We start from the raw sequence: 19663 nt of genomic DNA on the forward strand, positions 1-19663 counted from the left end.
TATTGACGGATGCTTGTTTTAACCACAGGCATCCTTTTATTTTTTATACCAATTTCTATATAGCAATAGGTGTGGTTTCAACCGCCAGCTTCTTAATTACTTGCCAAAAGCCCTCACTTTAGAAGGGTGTCGGGAGAAATTTTTGACTAATCACATTCAGAGCGATTCAGCGCAACCTCATCTCATACAGAATTGGTACTACTTTTAGTAAGGGAAGATGTCAAAAACCGATAAGATACATACATCACATTAAATAACTTTTCACTAAAAAAATATAAGGAAGCTGTAGCACATAATGGAACAATTAAAACGTTTGTTATCAATGACTCTTGATGAACTTACGGAATATAGCACTGATGCCCGTAAAATTGAAAAGTTACGACGGAAGATTTGTTTAGCTGTACCAATGGCAGAACAGAAAAAGGTAAAAGAAGCATTATTGACCGAAATGCCGTCGGGTGAACTAAATAAAATTATTGAAGAACAGCGGCAAACAGTAGCTTTACCGTTTTGGGGAATTGGTGGCTTGGGTTTGTTACTCGGAATTTCACTTCATCAACCCATCGGCTTGTTGGCTGCGATCGGTGGTACTTTTGCAGCTATTAAAATTCAGAAATTAGGCTGGGAGATGCAAGCTAAGCGTCTTTTACTGCAAACACTTGAAGATATCGAAGTTCGTGCCAATCAACCGAATTGAATCATATGCGCGTTACGGAAAATATCTATATATTGCAGTATCTAGAAGAAGCGATCGCGCTTTGATAAAGTAATGCTTTGTCCGCTCGCGTAATCTCTATGTCCAAGGTATCGCTCCCCAAATCGCTCGATCCAGATTTACCCCTCACCGCTCTTGCACCCATGCAGGATGTGACAAATCTCTGGTTTATGAAAATTATTGCCGACTACGGCAGTCCTGACTATTTCTTTACCGAATATTTTCGCGTCCGCGATGACTCGCGGCTCAATCATAAGATTTTGGCTTCAATCGTCGAAAACGACACGAATCGCCCCGTTTTTGCTCAAATGATTGGCGAAAGTGTTCCAGATTTAATCAGAACAGCACGAGAACTCTGCCACTATAATATTGCTGGAATTGACTTAAATATGGGTTGTCCGGCACCTAGAGTTTATCGCAAAAATGTTGGGGGCGGATTACTACGAGAACCTGAAACTGTGAATCGGATTTTGGGAGAATTGCGTTCTGCTGTGAACGATCGACCTTTAACCGTGAAAATGCGTATAGGCTTTGATAACACCAATACCTTTGAAGAAATTCTAGATATAATTAATCGCCATAGTATCGACTTACTCAGCTTGCACGGTCGCACGGTGAAAGATATGTACCGTGGAGTGGTGAGATACGATTTGATTGCCCAAGCGGTCAAACGGGTCAATTGTCCGGTGCTTGCCAATGGTAATATTAACTCAGCTGCGACTGCCCTCAAAGTGCTTTCTCAAACGGGTGCGGCAGGTGTGATGGTGGGACGTTGGGCGATCGCAAATCCTTGGATTTTTAGTCAAATTAGGCAGGCTTTACGCTCCGAGCCAATTTCACCCGTTCCCTTAGTTGAAGTTCGTAAATATATAGATAGATTACGACTAACCCCTGAAGCAGTAAAAACACCAGCGCGTGCGCGTGCGGGACACCTCAAAATGTACCTCAACTATATTGCACTCTTGGTTGACAATGAAGGTCATTTTCTAAAGCTAATGCGACGAACAAAAACCGAAGTAGAACTGCTTAACCTTTGCGATCGCATTCTCCTCGATAGCAACAAAAATTTAGCCGATTCACCGTACTCAAATGCTAAAAATCCGAATCCTATTTGAGAGCGCCTTACCTGAAGAAAGATTAACCAAGATTGAAGAAAAACTTGAAAAATTTAGCGATCGCCTTCTTAAGAATTCAATCTTTTTCTTAATTCTGCTCTTAATTGTTCGTCGGTACTAACAACAACACTATTTGGTCTTTTTCTGATAATTGACAGATAATGCTGAAAAGCATCTTCATCTTGAGGATGAGATTTAATGTATTCTCGCAATTCAGCTTCAGTTAATTGCATATAATCTGAGTCATTCATCTTATAATGCGTTCTCCATTAGTTAAAATTTCTACTTCAATTGTGTCGCCGATTAAAACTACTATTCTTCCAGTTCTTCTATCATATCTAGTTAATTCCACAGTTTTTAGTAAATTACTTGTTTCTAGACATAGAATGTAAAAAGTTCTTAACTGTTCAATAGTAGGTTCTACTGTTTTTTTGACAAACAATCTAGATTTTATCAAGATTTTGTTTTGGTTTCCCTATATCGATTCTTGATCAATATATATAGCAACTCAGCAAAATCTAAATTCAACCCAAGTTAACTTATGTTGCGAATTGTAACAACGCTATGATATGCTTGCGTAACTTGAAATCAATAGTAAACGGGTTCGGATAATGTCGCAGATTACTATCTCTTCGGTAGCTTCAAATAGCTGGAATTGTCAATCATTATCTCTTGCCTGATTCAATATTCATCAAAATTATTTCCACTTATTGCTGGAGAAAAAGCAGCGAACTAATTTTCGCGTGCGGGTTTGGCTGTAATTAAAGTCTGTGTTAGGTTTTATATCTTGTCTCACAAGTTCTCTAAGGGAATATCAACTTTTTTATTACGAATTATTAATTACTGAATTCAATTTACGGGTAGGCTAAATTGAAGCGATAATTATGCGCTGACTTAGATGAATTACGGTGCTAGGAGGATAATTTGAATTTGACAACTTGGAAGCGAGAGTGGTTTTTTAACAGTCGGCAGGATATTTTAGCCGGGGCTGTGGTCGGATTGGCGTTGATTCCGGAGGCGATCGCCTTTTCGATTATTGCTGGTGTCGATCCCAAGGTGGGTCTTTATGCCTCTTTTATTATTGCAGTAACGACGGCGTTTTTGGGGGGAAGGCCAGCTTCTATCTCTGCTGCTACAGGAGCGATGGCTCTTTTGATGATCGATTTAGTTAAGGATTACGGGTTGCAATTTTTATTCGCAGCCACTTTTTTAACGGGAATCTTACAAGTTTTGTTTGGGGTGCTGAAACTGGGACGATATATGAGGTATGTTCCCAGAGCGGTGATGGTTGGCTATATTAATGCTTTGGCAATATTAATTTTTAAGGCTCAGCTACCGGAATTAATCGGGCTTCCGTCAACGGTAAACGTCCTAACTGTATACCTGTTAACTGCGCTGTCGTTGGCGATTATTTATATTTTGCCTCGTTTTACCAAAGTAGTTCCTTCTCCCTTGGTGGCTTTGGTAGTGATGACTATAGCAGCAATTAGTTTAAATCTAAACGTTCCCAGGGTGGGAGATAAAGGAGAGTTGCCAACTGCTTTACCTAGTTTTGCTTTACCCGAAGTGCCTTTTAATCTGGAAACTTTGAATATAATTTTGCCTTATTCTGTAACTTTGGCGATCGTTGGTTTATTGGCTTCGTTTTTAACAGCTTCCTTGGTGGATGAATTTACCGATACTCCCAGCGATAAAAATCAGGAAGCGCAAGGGCAAGGGATTGCAAATATGATAACTGGCTTCTTCGGCGGTATGGCTGGCTGCGGAATGATTGGACAATCGGTAATTAACGTGCAGTCTGGTGGAAGGGGTAGATTATCAACTCTTGCGGCTGGAGTTTTTCTATTAATTGCAATTTTGGGTTTGCAAATTTGGGTTAAGCAGATGCCGATGGCAGCCTTAGTAGCAGTAATGATTATGGTGTCAATTGGGACATTCCGCTGGTCTTCGTTTAAGAATATTCGCCGCATTCCCCGCACGGATACCGCCGTGATGTTGACTACGATGTTAGTGATAGTTTTTACTAGTAATTTTGCCCTTGGTGTGGTTGTGGGCATTGTGATGAGTACCGTATTCTTCTCTCGTAAGATTGCTCAGTTGGTATTTGTAGATAAAATGCTCAGTCAAGATGGCTCTCACTGCACTTATAAAGTCGCCGGACAAATTTTCTTTTTATCAAGAGATGAGTTTTTAGAGTATTTTGATTTTACAGAGTTAGTAGAAAATGTCACGATTGACTTAACTCATGCTCACCTCTGGGATCAAGGGGCAGTAGAAGTACTCGATAAAGCGATACTTAAATTTCGCCGGAATGGTGCAGAAGTAGATTTAATCGGACTCAATGAAGCTAGTGCCACCTTACTAGATAAATTGACAGACTATCAAAAACCGAAGCCCGCTCATAACCAGTAGTATTTAAAAAATTCTTCTAAAAAATTCTGGTTACTACTCCTTACTTCCTGCTCCCTATGCCCACAAAAAATACTTTTAGTTTCAGGTGCCCGAATTACCGTGAAAAATATTTTACTTTGTACCGATGGTTCAACTTTTGCTGAAAATATTTATAAATATGGGGCTTGGTTTGCAACTCAATTTAACGCTCCCATCAAAGTGTTATCTGTCACCGATATTCGTAGCCAACAAGTTGCGAATACTGACAATTTAAGCGGCAGTATTGGACTCGGTGCTTCGGAAATTTTGCTGAATGAATTAGTAAATTTAGAACATGAAAGAGCCAAGATAAACAATCAACGGGCAAGATTAATATTAGATAATGCAGCCCAAAGTTTAAAAGCTGAAGGTGTAGAAGACTTTAATTTAATTCATAAAACCGGATTTTTGGTAGATTTTTTGCATGAATTTGAAGAGAATTCGGACTTAATTGTTTTGGGTAAGCGGGGAGAAGCGGCGGATTTCGCACAGGGACATTTGGGAGCAAATGTAGACAGAATTGTTCGTAGCAGTCACAAACCTTGTTTAGTTACTTCTGCTGAATTTAAACCGATTCAGCGGATTTTATTTGCTTATGACGGTAGTGCAACGGCATATAAAGTACTTAAATTTTTAGCAGATTCTGATGCTTTTAAAAACTTAGAAATACATTTGCTGACGGTAGCTAAAGATAGTTCGGATAGAAAGGCTACGGCAAGACTTAATGAAGCAGAACAATTTTTAAAAAGAGCAAGATATCAACCGATTTGCAGTCTTAAGATAGGTGAATCAGAAAAAGTCATCGATAACTATGTCAACGAGCAAGATATCAGTCTTTTATTGATGGGAGCTTACGGGCATAGCCGCATTCGCCATTTAGTAATTGGTAGTACCACCGCTCAACTACTCAGAAGTAGCAATATTCCTTTATTACTATTTCGTTAATTGAGAGATATAGGGAGTAGGGAGTAGGGAGTTTCTTAATTTCAAGCTTTAACCTTTAATTTTCAACCTTTAACCTTTAACCTGTAATCTTTAATCTTCAACCTTTAACCTGTAATCTTTTTATGCAAATAACCAATCAAATCCATTTCCGTAACTTGCGAGGAGATATTCTCGGAGGTTTAACGGCTGCGGTGGTTGCTTTGCCAATGGCATTAGCTTTTGGTATCGCTTCTGGTGCGGGCGCTTCTGCGGGTTTGTGGGGAGCGATATTAGTCGGGTTTTTCGCCGCTTTGTTTGGTGGTACTCCAAGTTTAATTTCTGAGCCAACTGGCCCCATGACGGTAATTGTTACCGCAGTTATTACCGAACTGATGGCTATTTATCCCGAAGATCCACAGAAAGCTTTGGCAATGGCATTTACCGTAACTATGTTGGCGGGGCTGTTTCAAATCCTGTTTGGATTACTCAAATTAGGGCGGTATATTACAATGCTGCCTTATAACGTGGTTTCTGGATTTATGACGGGAATCGGTATAATTCTAATTTTTATTCAAATAGCACCTTTTTTAGGGCAAGAAACTCCCCCTGGTGGCGTGTTGGCTGTAATTAGGGATTTACCAAATTTAATTACAAATATCAATTATTGGGAAACTGGTTTAGGAATTGTAACTTTAGCAATTCTGTTTTTGTACCCGAATAAATTAAAAAAGTTTGTTCCTCCACAACTGGTAGCTTTGGTTATTGGTACGTTAATTTCCTTGATTTTTTTGAGAGGAATAGAAATTCGTACCATTGCCACTATTGGTGAAATTACTCCTGGTTTACCCGAAAGACTATATTGGCCAGATTTTACTAGTGGTAATTTGAGGTTAATGTTTATTAATGCCTTGATATTGGCGATGGTAGGCTCCATCGACTGTATGTTAACTTGCTTGGTTTCTGACAGTCTCACCCGCACCGAACATAAATCAAACAAAGAATTAGTCGGACAAGGTATTGCTAATTTAATTACCGGCTTCTGTGGTGGAATTGCTGGGAGTGGTGCTACAACCGCAACTGTCGTTAATATTCAAGCTGGTGGGCGTACTGCATTATCGGGAATTAGTCGAGCTTTAGTACTGTTAATTGTCGTATTGTGGGCTGCTCCTTTAACTTCGGGAATCCCTTTAGCTGTATTAGCTGCAATTGTTTTAAAAGTAGGGATTGATATTATTGACTGGGGCTTTCTCAAGCGGGTTCACAAAATTTCTTTGAAAGCAGCGGGAATTTTGTATAGCGTAGTATTGCTAACGGTATTCGTAGATTTAATGGTAGCCGTTGCTGTCGGGGTATTTGTTGCAAACATCTTAACTATTGCTCGTTTGGATGAAATGCAATCTAAGTCAGTCAAAGCAATTACCGACGACGACGATCAAATTTTTCTAACTCCCCAAGAAAAACAACTTTTAGATTCAGCAAACGGCAGAGTATTATTATTTCATCTTAGCGGCCCAATGATCTTCGGTGTTGCCAAAGCCATTGCCAGAGAACATGGTGCTATTTCTAATTATGATGTTTTGATTGTAGATTTAAGTGAAGTGCCGATTTTGGGTGTAACTTCTTCTTTGGCGATAGAAAATGCGATTCACGAAGCGATCGACGAACATCGGGAAGTGATTGTCGTCGGAGCAACAGGAAAAGTAAAAAGTCGTTTAGAAAAATTGGGCATCAAAGGTTTAATTCCCGAACATCACTGGATGGATGATAAGCTGAGTGCCCTTAAAGAAGGTTTTGAAATAGTTAGTGGCAGACAAAGGGAACAGTTTGGCGGTTGAAAGCGCCGGAATACTTTCAGATGCCTGGAAACCTAACCCCCCTGCCCCCCTTCCCTCACAGGGAAGGGGGGTAATAAGCCTCTCTCCAAGAACGAGAGAGGTTTGGAGTTTTCAAACATCTTCTTAAAAATACATTTGCTTACAGTTGCTAAAAATCGCTCTGATAGAACGGCAACAGACAGACTTAACCAAGCTAAGCAATCATGTTTAAAGAGCAAAATATCAACGACTGTTGCAGTTACTTAGAAGGTGAAACCGAAGTAATTGCCAACTATATCAACGCGCAAGATATTAGCTTATTACTCATGGGAGCTTACGGATATAGCCGCATTCGCAATTTAGTAATTGGTAGTACCACCGCTCAACTGCTTAGAGGATGTGAAGGAAAGTCTAATTATATACTCTACCGCTTCGTCTAGAAGTCGCGGCTACACAAGCAAAACCCAGCTCCGTGGGTTATAAATCAATATTCCACGGAGGTGGAATTTGCCTGTGTAGTAGAGCCAGTGCGTTGCGCGGGTTCCCCGCGTTGTAGCAACTGGCGTGCGGTAATAAAGCGCCGGATACTTTTAAAACATCCTCTTAAACCAAAAAATTATATTCTGAGCAACAAAAACCCGGTTTCTTTTCACTTGCCCTTCTTTTGGTGCATTCTCCATTCCCATGAATTAATTCAACTCGATTTTCTAATGGAGTAATAATGCAAAATGCAAATAACTAATCAGATCCATTTCCGTAACTTGCAAGGAGATATTCTTGGAGGGGTAACGGCAGCGGTGGTGGCTTTGCCTATGGCATTAGCTTTTGGTATCGCTTCTGGTGCGGGTGCTTCGGCTGGATTGTGGGGAGCGATATTAGTTGGATTTTTCGCTGCTTTATTTGGCGGTACTCCAAGTTTAATTTCCGAGCCAACTGGCCCGATGACCGTAATTGTTACCGCAGTTATTACCGAACTAACCGCGAAGAATCCCGAAAATGGTTTGGCAATGGCATTTACCGTAATCATGATGGCGGGAGTATTTCAAATTATCTTTGGATTACTCAGGTTAGGAAAGTATATTACAATGATGCCTTACAACGTGATTTCTGGATTTATGACAGGAATCGGCGTAATTCTGATTTTTATTCAAATAGCACCTTTTTTAGGACAAGAAACTCCCCAAGGTGGAGTGGTTGGTGTAATTCAGAATCTACCAACTTTAATTACTAATCTTAATTTTTGGGAAACTGGTTTAGGAATTGTAACTTTAGCAATTCTTTTCCTGTATCCAAATAAATTAAAAAACTTTATTCCTCCACAATTAGTAGCTTTAATCGTCGGTACTTTAATTTCGATCTTCTTATTAAAAGGTGTAGAAATTCGCACCATTGCCACTATCGGTGAAATCACTCCCGGTTTACCTCAACTACAACTACCTACTTTTACCAGTGGCGATTTAAGATTAATGTTTGTAGAAGCTTTAGTATTAGGCATAGTAGGTTGCATCGACTCTCTGTTAACTTGCCTTGTTGCTGACAGCCTCACCCGTACCGAACATAAATCAAATAAAGAATTAATTGGACAAGGTATTGCTAATTTAATTACCGGCTTATGTGGTGGAATTGCAGGTGCTGGATCGACAACGGCGACTGTAGTTAATATTCAAGCTGGTGGAAGAACTGCGTTATCCGGTATTAGTCGGGCTTTAGTGCTGTTAATAGTCGTATTGTGGGCTGCTCCTTTAACTTCTGGAATTCCGCTTACCGTATTAGCAGCAATTGTCTTAAAAGTCGGGATTGATATTATCGATTGGGGTTTTCTCAAACGGGTTCACAACATTTCTTTGAAAGCAGCCGGAATTTTGTATAGCGTAGTATTACTTACGGTATTTGTGGATTTAATGGTAGCTGTTGCTGTAGGGGTATTTATTGCGAATATTTTAACTATTGCTCGTTTGAACGAAATGCAAGCGAAATCTGTCAAAGCAATTACCGACGATGATGATCGAATTGTGCTTAGTTCTGAAGAAAAGAAATATTTAGATTTAGCAAACGGCAGAGTATTATTATTTCATCTTAGCGGCCCGATGATTTTCGGTGTTGCCAAAGCAATTTCTAGAGAACATGGTGCGATCGCCAACTATGATGTTTTGATTGTTGATTTAGCTGAAGTTCCCATTTTGGGCGTAACATCTTCCTTAGCGATAGAAAATGCGATTCATGAAGCGATTGACGAAGGTAGGGAAGTAATAGTCGTGGGAGCAACAGGAAAAGTTAAAAGACGTTTAGAAAAATTGGGTATTCAAGGTTTAATTCCCGAAAATCACTGGATGGATCAAAGATTGAATGCCTTAAAAGAAGGTTTTGCTATAGTTAGCGGCAGACAAGGTGGTAGTTGGGAATTGATCGTTGATAATTGATAATTGGTAATTGGTAGTTGTAGGGTATATTATGGCTTCAGCCTAACGCACCATCCCAGACATTTAAGATCCCCCCAACCCCCCGATTTATTGGGGGGCTTTGCGTAAGTCTTGAAATTAATTTGCATCATAAATACTTCTTTTTTTCCCATGATAAGATTCATAAATATGCTGAAATACTTCTTGACATTTAAGTTCGTATAATTCAATTGAAGAACTTTCAGGCAATTTATCTAAAATATCTTTGATGGCAACTTCTACACCGGCTTTTGTTTGTTGTCGTTTTCGCCAATCTAAAACCAGTTTTTCTGTTTTCAAGGTTGTTAATAATTCTCTAGCAACCTGTTTTACTTGTTTTTTTATTTTTGATTAAGTTCGATTTTCGGTTTTGTGAGTAAATCAAAAATTGCTAATTCTTCTTCGGTTAAGTTTTCCAATATGGGTCGTTTATCTTCTGTTTTTAAATCACGAGCAAAGCTAATTAATTGATTAAAAAACCATTCCACATTCTGGGAAGCAGCGTTATATTCATCAATCATTTTTTGAAACTTTTCTAAAGAATTGATGCGGGTTTTATTTTGCTGTACCATCTGTTGCAGCTTGGATTTAATCGTGACTTTGAGCTTTTCGGCTTTGGTGTTTTGATAACCTGTAGCAAATTCAGCTTGCAGTGCATCAAAATCTAATCTACTTAAATCGATGATTTGGGGTTTGCTATAAATTACAAATTCTCCCGCTGTTATCGAATCATCTAAAATTTCTGCTACAGATTCCATCATTTCCGAAATATTGTTTTCGGGTACTTCCAAACGGATTTTTTGGGCTAATTTTTCTAACAAAACTTGAATTTTGGAAAATTCGTTTGCTGCTGTATCGGGTAAAATTGCTTTGTAAAGTTGGCTGACGTTAGCTGTTATGGAAAAATAGCTGTGTTTCGAGTCGTCGTTGATTAAAATTGCTTCTACAGCATCATCCCAAATTTTAGTACGTGTAAAGGCTTCTTTGGTTGTTTGTAATTTATGAAAATCAATTCCTCGCTGGGTACAAAATTCGACTGCTTCTGATATTGCGACTCTTAATTTTTCTACTAAAGCGGATTTATCTTTAACTGGTGTGTCTCCTTCGATAACTCCACCACCGGATGCGGAGCCGTATATTGCTAAAGCTTCTTGTAAGTCGCGAAATACTCCGATGTAATCAACAATTAAACCGTTGACTTTCTGCTCAAATACTCGATTTGCTCTAGCGATTGTTTGCATTAAAGTATGGTTTCGCATCGGCTTATCTAAGTAAATTGTCGATCAATTGGGAGCGTCAAAACCCGTTATCCACATTGCACAGACAAATACTATCCGTAAGGGATTTTCGGCATCTTTGAATTTTTCATCTAAAGCTGGGGCTTCGTTTACTATGCGTTTTCTATGGGGGGTAATATCTAATCCTTTGTTTGCAAATGCTGCGGTTTCTCCTTGGGATTGGGATATTATTACAGCCATGTCTGTTGATTCCATGTAGCGAATTTGTTTTTGCAGCTTTTTGATTTCAAATTCGCTCAAACCTAACCCCCCAGCCCCCTTCCCTGCGAGGGAAGGGGGAGAATTAAGAGAATTAAAATTAGTATTAAGCCCCTCTCCTTGCTGGAAAGGGGGAGAATTAAGCCCCTCTCCTGCCATTAATGGAGTACCTGTAAAGCCGATGAATGCGGCGTTGGGTAAGGCATTTCGCATATTTAAAGCGAAGGTGTCATATTGGCTGCGGTGGGCTTCGTCGGCTATAACGATAATGTCGGAACGTTGGGATAACTGCGGGTAAATTTGACCTTTTTCGATGCGAAATTTTTGTATAAGTGTAAATACATAACGGTGGTTTTCTTGGAGTAGTAATTTTAAATGCTCTGCACTGTTGGCTCTAACTTCTTTTTCTGGTTCGGTAACAGCCCCCGCATAAGCAAAGTTTTTGTAGATTTGATTATCTAATCGTGTTCGGGTTTGATTTTGATATGCATAATTACTCCTTAGAGGATACGCGCAAAAATCTAATTTATATTTTACTTAACCACTTTTAATTCTTTATTGATCATCCAAGTCTGTAAATAAAGATTCTAAATCTTGACGACCACTAACTACTCGTAAAATTTCAATTCCATCATCAATTATTTGGTAGAGAATAATATATCCATCTAACGGTAAGCCACGTAATCAAGGTTTTATATAAGCATAACTGCGCCCCATCTTAGGAAAACTTGCTAAATTTTGGCACTTTTTATTAAACTCTTTAAATAATTTTTCTCCTGTTTCAAGATTCCGCGTGAGAAAGTAATCAGCAATTTGATTTAAATCCCTAGTTGCAGATGGCGAAATAATATAATTACTCATTCTTATTTATCCCGCGCTTTTTGAAATCTTTCTAATATCTCAGATACTACAGTTTCACCATCCAAACCTTCACCACGTTCAAGTTCAGCAATAGCAACATCAACTTTTTGACGGGTTTCTTCTATCCATTGAGCATATTCAGCGTTTAATTTTTCTAAAAGTCGAAATGCTATATCAGCGACTTCTTCAGGATTCTTATATTTACCTGTCGCCATTTGCGCTTGAATAAATTGTTCGTGTTCGGGTTTAATTTTTATATGCATATTTTTTCCTTATTGACTTTCTTGTTAATCTAACCAAACAACTTAAAAATAATCAAACACCCATCAAAATTCGCAATATTTCCTCAACCTTTACAAGCGTTTCTTCAAAAACAGTACCCCTTTTTTTCTCAAATGTTTCTACGGAAATAGAACGGACATCTTCACATTTAATAAAACTTTGCATTTTTAATCCAGCTTCTGGTGGATTAATTTCAATATGAAAGGGAATAGGTTTGTTTTTAGAAGTTATTGGTAATACAATTGCTAATCCAGATGAACCCTGATTAAATAAGTTCACTGATATTACTAAACAAGGACGTTTCCCTGCTTGTTCGTGTCCACGCACAGGATTTAAATCTATTAGCCAGACTTCCCCTCGTGATATTTTATTCAAGCTTCCTCCAAACCATCAGCTAAAGTATTTTCCCATAATTGCCTTTCTTGTAATTCTTCTTGCCAAGCTTCCGGATTATTGCGTAAAGCATCATAAGCTTTATTCGCTGCTTCAAAAAAACTTGTATGATTTGTTTCTTGATGATAAGCTTCAATTTCTGCGGTAATTTTTTCTTTAGCATTTAACTTTTTCAATACTCGAAATGCTATATCAAGTATCTCTTCAGGATTGTTATATTTACCTGTAGCCATTTGTGCTTGAATAAACTGTTCGTGTTCGGGTTTGATTTTGATATGCATAATAACTCCTCAATTACTTTCTTCTTCATCCAACCAAGCAACTAAATCAGAAACTTCTGAAATATTAAACAAAGCCTTAATTAAAGCCTCTAATTTTTCAACTGATAAAACTTGAACTCGTGCAATAATTGATGAATCAAGTTCGCTAAAACGGTAATTTAATAATGAAATAGACATTTTAAGCGCTTCTTGCTTTCTCCCCTGCTGTAAAATATCTTGATAGATTACTGATTCTTGCATAATATCCTCTCGTAAAAATTGACGAATAATATCTTTTTGAAACCGCAATCCGGCTAAAATTTCCGTACAGCCTGCGATATTTTGTCTTTCCTCTCTATCTGAAATTGTAGCGATTTGTTCGGCTACTTGTCCAAGCAAGCTTTGGGGAGAATCGGTTCGTGCTAATGTTGCTAAAGGTAATAGAGCGGGGTTATTTAAAAATAGCGCTGGTTGTTGTTCCCATATCCGCACTGCTCGATAATGATGTGTGGTTGTATTATCTCGATATTCTTCTGTAAAAACAACTTCGTTTGTCGTCTCCTGGAGAAAAATTACTACCTGGATGACATCACATTTATATTGTCGTTTTAAACGTACTGAATAATCAAGCATTCTAAAGGGTATTGCTGGGGTAGATTGAGGTAAAGTCTGAAATTCAATATGTAAAATTTCGTTTGCTGTTTGTAGAAATATAACGGAATCAGCGCGAATTGGTTCTAGTGTTAATTCGGTTTTTAATACTTCTATATCTTGTGGTTCTACTCCTAACAACTACCGCATAAAATCTCTAGGATATTCTTCAGCTAAATATTTACAAGCATTATCATAACTCATGGAAATGCACCTTTTGAAATATGAGATAGACGACCTCACCACTTCTTTCAAACACCCCTCTCCTTAACAAGGAGAGGGGATGGGGGTGAGGTTTTAGAGTTATTTATTCTCCAACAACTTAACCACATTCTCCGCAATCCTCTCCTCTAATTCCCTTGCTTCCCCATTCAAAAGTTCCAATCCTTCATTCAATTCTCCCAACCTTTCGGCAAAATCAAAATCATCAACAATTTTCTCCGCAACTCCTACATAATGCCCTGGATTTAAACTCCAACCTTGCGCTTCAATATCATCAACTGTGGCGACTTTACACAATCCCGCTATATCTATATAAATACTTTCGGGAAACTTTTCTTGCAGCATTGCATCGGCACCATTAACTGTTTCTACTGCTTCCCCGCGATACAACCTAACGATATTAGCTAAAAACTCTATTTGTTCCGCCGAAAATTCCCGATGGGCTCGATCTATTTGCTGATAAATATTCCTGGCATCAATAAATAACACCTTATTTCTTCTTATCGTATCCGCTTTGCCTTTATCTAAAAACCACAGCGTACAGGGTAAAGTTACCGTATATAAAAAGTTAGAACCAACGGCAATCATTACATCTACCGCACCAGCTTTAATTAATTTTTTGCGAATTTCTAATTCAGAACTGCGGGCATCGCTGGCAGAGTTCGCCATCACAAATCCGGCTCTAACTTTTTCGTTTAAACCACTATAAATAAAGTGAATCCATAGATAATTAGCATTATCAGCCTTCGGCATCCCTAACTCTATAATTCTTGGATCGCCTTCCATCCTTTCTTTATCCACCTTATCAACATTAAACGGTGGATTCGCCATCACAAAATCAAATTTATCAATACTTTTATGAATATCTTCGTAGTAAGTATTTCCTTCCTTAACATCCCCAGATAAACCATTCACAGCCAAGTTCATCTGACAAAGACGTACAGTTTCCCCTACCTTTTCCTGTCCGTAAATACTAATTTCGCTGCTAGGATTCTTCTGGTGACGTTTGACAAAAGACGCGCTTTGGACAAACATTCCACCACTACCACAAGCGGGGTCAAAAATTCTGCCGTGATATGGTTCTAAAATCTCCACAATTAACTTCACAACAGAAGTAGGAGTAAAAAATTCTCCCCCCTTCTGCCCTTCACTCATGGCAAATTTACCCAGAAAATATTCGTAAATCTTCCCGAAAGCATCTCCTGTTAAATCCGTATCTATATCAACCTTACTAAACTTTTTTAATAACTCAACCAGTAAATTATTATCAAAGCGGTTGTAACTTCTAGGTTAAATATTATTTAACTGTGTATTCTCATCTTCAATCGCTTTCATCACGTCATTGATAGCTTTACTAATATCAGCTGCTTCCGGTAAATCCAATAGCTGAGAAAACCGCGCACTTTCCGGTAAAAACATTACGCTTTGAGCTTGATAATCTGCCTTAGAAACACCTCGTCTGCGACTACCTTTATCTTTCAAATCCTTCTCAGCTTCGGTAAACTTCCAATCAGCGTAGCGGAGGAAAATCAAACCCAAAACCGGAACAGAATATTCAGAAGATTTGAGTTTAGAATTAGCCCTTAACTCATCAGCAGCATCCCATAAACGTTTTTCTAAATCGGAGGTGTTAGCAGCCATAAAGGAATAGTAGTCAAAATAACCAAAGTTTTTATTATATAACTTTTAAGCTGTCAACTTGCAAAAGATATAAAAATTTAATTTAACTTGTTTATCAAGGCTAGAGTGTACCCACATCTCCTAAGATCCCCCTAAATCCCCCTTAAAAAGGGGGACTTCAATTTTTATTCCACCTTAAAAAAGGGCGACTTTAACTTCTATTCCCGTCTTTTTAAGGGGTAGGCTGTTGACTTTGATAGAATTTCCGCGTGCTTCGTTCATACAATTTTTATGTCGGTAATAATCGCAACACAAATCCCTCACCCCGCCCTGGCGGGCACCCCTCTCCCAAGCTTGGGAGAGGGGAGGGGGAGAGGGCATTATTTTGAACACCAACGCACTTTTTGCATGAATTTTTATCTTTTAAAAAGGTACAGAGTCAACACCGTAAACTTATTAAGGAGAGGGAACGAAGGTGAGTGAGGTCAATTTTAATCTACATCCACAGCGTGCTGCTTCAATTCATCCAAAGAAGCATACTCTAATGTAGATGCATGAGTAGCCGCCAAATCTACCTTCGGTGCAACTCCATCATCCATCGCTTCCTTCCAACGAGAAGCACACAAACACCATTTATCTCCAGCTTTCAAACCAGGAAACTCATACATTGGTCTTGGCGTACTCAAATCATTTCCCATAGACTTGGTATAGGTGAGAAACTCTTCCGTCATTTGGGCACAAACAGTATGTGCCCCGAAATCACCAGCACCCGTATCGCACACACCATTGCGGTAATATCCCGTCATCGGAGAAGTACAGCAAACTTCAAGCTTTTCTCCAAGCACATTTTTTGCGTCAGACATATCAATTAACAATGAACAATTATCAATTATCAATTATCAATTATCAACCCATTTAAAGAGGTTTGGACATTGAATTTATATAAAACCTCAGTTATCAATAGTCGCTATTCACACAGATTACAAGCTTGTATGAATTCTTCATTGTTCATTGTTGATTGTTCATTGTTCATTGTTATCCCCAATTAACCTGCTTCCTCTCCTTAACAACCTGCTGATAAACTCTTTCCGTTTCTTTACCGATTTTCGCCCAATTAAACCGCTTTTCTAAATCTTCGTAAGCGTTGTCTCTCAACCACTGACAATAACCGGGATTTTTCAAAACTTCCAAAATTCCCCAAGCCAAAGAATCTGGATTATTAACGTAAGTAATCACACCTGTTTTCGTATGTTGAACAACTTCTGGTAAACCGCCGGTATTGGAAACTACTACTGGAACCTTAGCGGCGAAACTCTCTAATGCGACTATACCAAAGGGTTCGTAAAGACTAGGGAAAACTGCACAGTCGGCGATTGTTTGAAATTTGTCTAAGTATTCATCAGCCATAAAGCCGGTAAAATAGCATTTATGCCAAATTCCCAAATCCCAAGCTTGTTTTTTAAGCTGGCTGGTATCTCCACCACCGATAATTACAAATTTAACTTTACCTGCCATTTCCGAAAGTACTTGAGGAGCGGCGTTTAATAATACAGATATACCTTTTTCATAGGTCATACGACCAACATAATAAACGATTTTCTCGTCATCTTCGGCAAAATTACGGCGGAAATCTTCTGTATGAAACTGTTGATGAAGCTGTTTCTTTTCGGCACGAATTCCGTTATAAATTACGTCAATTTTATCCCAAGGGCTTTTTAAGGAGCTTTCGATTTCCCGACGCATATAGTTAGTACAAACGATAACTCGCCAAGCTTCAAAAGTTAATTCTTGTTCTTTACGATGGATATAGCTTTGATTATGATTGTGAACACCGTTATTTCTTCCGGATTCTGTGGCGTGGATGGTAGCAATTAATGGAACTTTGAAAGTATGTTTTAATGCAATAGCCGCATCACCAACTAACCAATCATGAGCGTGAATTAAATCGAAAGGGCCTTCCTCTAAGATCAATTTACCACCTTGTCGCCCCATGCTTTGATTCATGTTGACAATCCAGTGAAAAAAGTCATTACTCTCAGCTACAGGTACCCGATGTATTTTTATTCCTTCGACTTCCTCATAAAGTGGCGCTTCCCCAAATTCGGGAGTTATTAAGTAAACTGAATGCCCTAACTTTGCTAATTCCGGATATAATTCCCCTACATGGCGGGCAATTCCACCAACAATACGAGGTGGAAACTCCCAACTTAATACTAGTATTTTCATATATTTATCCCAAGCCGTTACGAATAGTTTAATTATTTGACTGATTAAAATAATTAAAGGTGCGATCGCTAATTTTGACGGGAGTAGAATTACTCATTTTTGACTAGTTATAACAATTTGGTGACGAAAACAGTGAACAGTGAACAGTTACCAGTGAACAGTTAGGAGTTAGTAGCAAGTACCCCTCTACCTAGGCTGTTGACTCTGTACCTTTTTAGAGGTTAAAAATTCATGCAAAAAACGTGTTGGTGTTTAAGATAATGCCCTCTCCCCCTTCCCCTCTACGCCACTTACTACAACGGAGGGAGCCTCCGCAACGTAGTGGCTCCCAAAATTTGGGAGAGGGGTGCCCGCCAGGGCGGGGTGAGGGAAGTATGTTGCGATTTTGACCGATATAAAAGTTGTATGAACTTTAAGCGTAGAAATTCTATCAAAGTCAACACCCTACCCTCTACCCCCTCTCTCTTCAAACCTGCTCCCGAAACTTCACCCATTCATCCACAGCTTTTTCGTCGGAAACTGCGTCTTTTTTCAATAAAATTACGCCATCTCTAAAGTCAATTATTCCATATTCTTGATTATTCGTGACTTTATCGACGAAATCTATTAATTGCTTTAATAATCCCCTATCTCCTCGAAAAGCTGGTGCATATTGTTGTAATTGCCATAAGTCGGCAATTGCATAATCCATTTTTACTACTTTCTGGTTGTCGTTTCGCAATTCCAACATTGGTAAACGAAGAATTTGCCGACGATTTGAAAGGTGAGGTACTAGATAAGTGGTTGCAGATACGCCCGCATCTGGGGGGATTTGCGCTAGTAAAGGGCGAATTCCTTTGTTAACGTGATTCCATTGTGTCGGTAAGGAAACGTGTACCCAAGGATCGACTGAATCGGGTATGGCAAAGTAAAAGGTACGATTGGGATTTGATGTAAAGCTAAAAATTAACGATAAACTAATACAAAATATCCAAAAGCGACGAAATGACGGGTTAAATGTTTTGGGATGTTTTGCCCACCAAAGTATTGCGCCGTAACACAATCCTGGTACTACACTTAATGCGTAGCGAATGGTAATTGCTAACACCGAATCACCTTTACCCAAAAGCAATTTTAATAAAGGAAATCCGGCGATACTCCAAGAAGCTGGGGCAATTGCAGGTATAAATGCAAAAGGCAATAGCTGACCGAGTAAATACCGAATTGTTCTATCTACCGGGGTAACTAACTCTACTAATAATCGAACCGGATTGCTGACTATTCCCCAAATAACATCTAAGGTAGTTGCTTCTTCAGCATCAACATATTGTCCGAATCTTTCCAACATAAACCGCTTAGAAATATCATCGGAAAACAGCGGCATAATTAAGTTTGTTAGCAGCAGCATATACCCAAAACTAAAGGTACAAACCGCTAAACCATTACGAGGAAAGCGTTTACTCAAAACCATGTAAACACCTACGCCAAATAAACTAACTCCCGCATCTTCTCGCACCAAAACGATTAATCCAGCCATCAGCCAAAACAGCCACCACCAGCGTTTCTCCATTGCCAAAAGCAAAGTAAAAATAAACAGTGGAATTTGACTGATATCGTGAAAATTACATAAAGTCGGCCCAATTACAGCATTTGCAGCATAATAGCTACTGGCGATCGCCACCGCTAATGGAGGTTCTAGATATTGGCGTGCTAATACGTAAAGCATCAAACCACCAGCAGTTATCAGCGTTACTAGCAACACCGCCAAAGTCGCCGCATTCGGAAACAATGCATATATCGGTGCCCAAAGTAACAAAGCTGGAGTAAAATGCTGCCCTAACCGATGATAAAAGACGGTAGGAACTTCCGAGGCATGGACAACATTAGTCGAAAGACTTGAAGATAAAGAACTTTGAAAAAATCGTCCGTGGATATTATTCCAAAAAACCTGATTAAAAATACCTTGGTCAAAAGATGCGTAAAAGCTAAAATATCTGTTTAATACCAGTACCAGACATATAACAAAGAATACTCCCGCAATGGGAAGAACGGGTTTAATAAAAGTAAATAAATTTGATAAATTTAACCTTGACTTAGAAATAGATATAGTTTCTTGCAATTTCGACTACCTCACTTACTTATCTCGATAATGAAAAAGTTAATTTTCATGTTCCAAGATGCAAATATTATAGGTCAAAGCTCAAAGGTGTAATAACCTACAATTGTTAATTCCTAAC

General features: G+C 38.8%; 22 protein-coding genes. 7 read left to right on the top strand and 15 right to left on the bottom strand.

Features of this window, described 5'->3' with window-relative positions; all coding sequences use genetic code 11:
* Positions 1–295: 295 nt before the first annotated feature.
* Together ACM03V_RS07390 and ACM03V_RS07395 are read left to right on the top strand one after the other, a co-directional pair.
* Complete coding sequence (locus ACM03V_RS07390; protein WP_414620118.1) at positions 296–697, top strand: hypothetical protein; 402 nt, start codon at positions 296–298, stop codon at positions 695–697.
* A gap of 98 nt (positions 698–795) precedes the next feature.
* Positions 796–1830: a tRNA dihydrouridine synthase gene (locus ACM03V_RS07395; RefSeq protein WP_414620119.1), complete on the top strand. Its 1035-nt coding sequence runs from the start codon at positions 796–798 to the stop codon at positions 1828–1830.
* 68 nt (positions 1831–1898) lie between these two features.
* Here the strand turns inward: ACM03V_RS07395 and ACM03V_RS07400 are convergent, their stop codons facing one another.
* Both ACM03V_RS07400 and ACM03V_RS07405 read right to left on the bottom strand, forming a co-directional pair.
* Entirely contained in the window at positions 1899–2081 is a 183-nt protein-coding gene (locus ACM03V_RS07400) for a DUF6887 family protein (protein WP_414620120.1), read from the bottom strand.
* On the bottom strand, positions 2078–2287 hold the full coding sequence (locus ACM03V_RS07405) for a DUF6888 family protein (RefSeq protein ID WP_414620121.1): 210 nt from the start codon (positions 2285–2287) through the stop codon (positions 2078–2080). Before ACM03V_RS07405 ends, ACM03V_RS07400 begins: the two co-directional genes overlap by 4 nt.
* A 467-nt stretch (positions 2288–2754) precedes the next feature.
* Here ACM03V_RS07405 and ACM03V_RS07410 point away from each other — a divergent pair, with 467 nt between their 5' ends.
* The 5 genes from ACM03V_RS07410 (at position 2755) to ACM03V_RS07430 (ending at position 9418) form a co-directional block, all read left to right on the top strand.
* Positions 2755–4242: a SulP family inorganic anion transporter gene (locus ACM03V_RS07410; RefSeq protein WP_414620122.1), complete on the top strand. Its 1488-nt coding sequence runs from the start codon at positions 2755–2757 to the stop codon at positions 4240–4242.
* Positions 4243–4341: 99 nt separating this feature from the next.
* Positions 4342–5205, top strand: a complete 864-nt coding sequence (locus ACM03V_RS07415; RefSeq protein WP_414620123.1) for a universal stress protein — start codon at positions 4342–4344, stop codon at positions 5203–5205.
* A 122-nt stretch (positions 5206–5327) separates the two neighbouring features.
* A complete protein-coding gene (locus ACM03V_RS07420) occupies positions 5328–7019 on the top strand; it encodes a SulP family inorganic anion transporter (protein WP_414620124.1) in 1692 nt (563 codons plus the stop codon).
* 203 nt (positions 7020–7222) lie between these two features.
* Positions 7223–7438, top strand: coding sequence for a universal stress protein (locus ACM03V_RS07425; RefSeq protein ID WP_414620125.1), 216 nt, complete (start codon positions 7223–7225; stop codon positions 7436–7438).
* 288 nt (positions 7439–7726) lie between these two features.
* On the top strand, positions 7727–9418 hold the full coding sequence (locus ACM03V_RS07430; protein ID WP_414620126.1) for a SulP family inorganic anion transporter: 1692 nt from the start codon (positions 7727–7729) through the stop codon (positions 9416–9418).
* A 117-nt stretch (positions 9419–9535) separates the two neighbouring features.
* On the opposite strand, the gene ACM03V_RS07435 is transcribed toward ACM03V_RS07430, so the two are convergent.
* From ACM03V_RS07435 to ACM03V_RS07495, 13 genes are all read right to left on the bottom strand, one after another.
* Positions 9536–9736 carry a hypothetical protein gene (locus ACM03V_RS07435; protein WP_414620127.1) on the bottom strand — a complete coding sequence of 67 codons (201 nt, stop codon included), beginning with the start codon at positions 9734–9736 and terminating at the stop codon, positions 9536–9538.
* A 41-nt stretch (positions 9737–9777) separates the two neighbouring features.
* Positions 9778–10695 carry a type I restriction enzyme endonuclease domain-containing protein gene (locus ACM03V_RS07440; protein ID WP_414620128.1) on the bottom strand — a complete coding sequence of 306 codons (918 nt, stop codon included), beginning with the start codon at positions 10693–10695 and terminating at the stop codon, positions 9778–9780.
* A 24-nt stretch (positions 10696–10719) separates the two neighbouring features.
* Positions 10720–11382 (bottom strand): DEAD/DEAH box helicase family protein, encoded by a 663-nt coding sequence (locus tag ACM03V_RS07445; protein ID WP_414620164.1) that lies wholly within the window; start codon positions 11380–11382, stop codon positions 10720–10722.
* 234 nt (positions 11383–11616) lie between these two features.
* Complete coding sequence (locus tag ACM03V_RS07450) at positions 11617–11793, bottom strand: type II toxin-antitoxin system RelE/ParE family toxin (protein ID WP_414620129.1); 177 nt, start codon at positions 11791–11793, stop codon at positions 11617–11619.
* A 2-nt stretch (positions 11794–11795) separates the two neighbouring features.
* Positions 11796–12056, bottom strand: coding sequence for a ribbon-helix-helix domain-containing protein (locus ACM03V_RS07455; protein WP_414620130.1), 261 nt, complete (start codon positions 12054–12056; stop codon positions 11796–11798).
* A 52-nt stretch (positions 12057–12108) separates the two neighbouring features.
* Positions 12109–12450 carry a type II toxin-antitoxin system PemK/MazF family toxin gene (locus tag ACM03V_RS07460; protein ID WP_414620131.1) on the bottom strand — a complete coding sequence of 114 codons (342 nt, stop codon included), beginning with the start codon at positions 12448–12450 and terminating at the stop codon, positions 12109–12111.
* Positions 12447–12749, bottom strand: coding sequence for a hypothetical protein (locus ACM03V_RS07465; RefSeq protein WP_414620132.1), 303 nt, complete (start codon positions 12747–12749; stop codon positions 12447–12449). Before ACM03V_RS07465 ends, ACM03V_RS07460 begins: the two co-directional genes overlap by 4 nt.
* A gap of 9 nt (positions 12750–12758) precedes the next feature.
* Positions 12759–13520, bottom strand: a complete 762-nt coding sequence (locus tag ACM03V_RS07470) for an Rpn family recombination-promoting nuclease/putative transposase (protein WP_414620133.1) — start codon at positions 13518–13520, stop codon at positions 12759–12761.
* Between the two features lie 162 nt (positions 13521–13682).
* A complete protein-coding gene (locus ACM03V_RS07475; RefSeq protein WP_414620165.1) occupies positions 13683–14858 on the bottom strand; it encodes an HsdM family class I SAM-dependent methyltransferase in 1176 nt (391 codons plus the stop codon).
* A 33-nt stretch (positions 14859–14891) separates the two neighbouring features.
* Positions 14892–15242 (bottom strand): type I restriction-modification system subunit M N-terminal domain-containing protein, encoded by a 351-nt coding sequence (locus ACM03V_RS07480; RefSeq protein ID WP_414620134.1) that lies wholly within the window; start codon positions 15240–15242, stop codon positions 14892–14894.
* Between the two features lie 470 nt (positions 15243–15712).
* Entirely contained in the window at positions 15713–16084 is a 372-nt protein-coding gene (locus tag ACM03V_RS07485; RefSeq protein ID WP_414620135.1) for a DUF2237 family protein, read from the bottom strand.
* Positions 16085–16256: 172 nt separating this feature from the next.
* The gene (locus ACM03V_RS07490; protein ID WP_414620136.1) at positions 16257–17447 is read right to left on the bottom strand and encodes a glycosyltransferase family 4 protein; all 1191 of its coding nucleotides are present in this window, start codon (positions 17445–17447) and stop codon (positions 16257–16259) included.
* A 466-nt stretch (positions 17448–17913) separates the two neighbouring features.
* Positions 17914–19527, bottom strand: coding sequence for a DUF2079 domain-containing protein (locus tag ACM03V_RS07495; RefSeq protein ID WP_414620166.1), 1614 nt, complete (start codon positions 19525–19527; stop codon positions 17914–17916).
* Positions 19528–19663: the final 136 nt, after the last annotated feature.

Origin of the sequence: Calothrix sp. CCY 0018 (assembly GCF_963920925.1) — a bacterium.
GTDB lineage: Bacteria > Cyanobacteriota > Cyanobacteriia > Cyanobacteriales > Nostocaceae > Rivularia.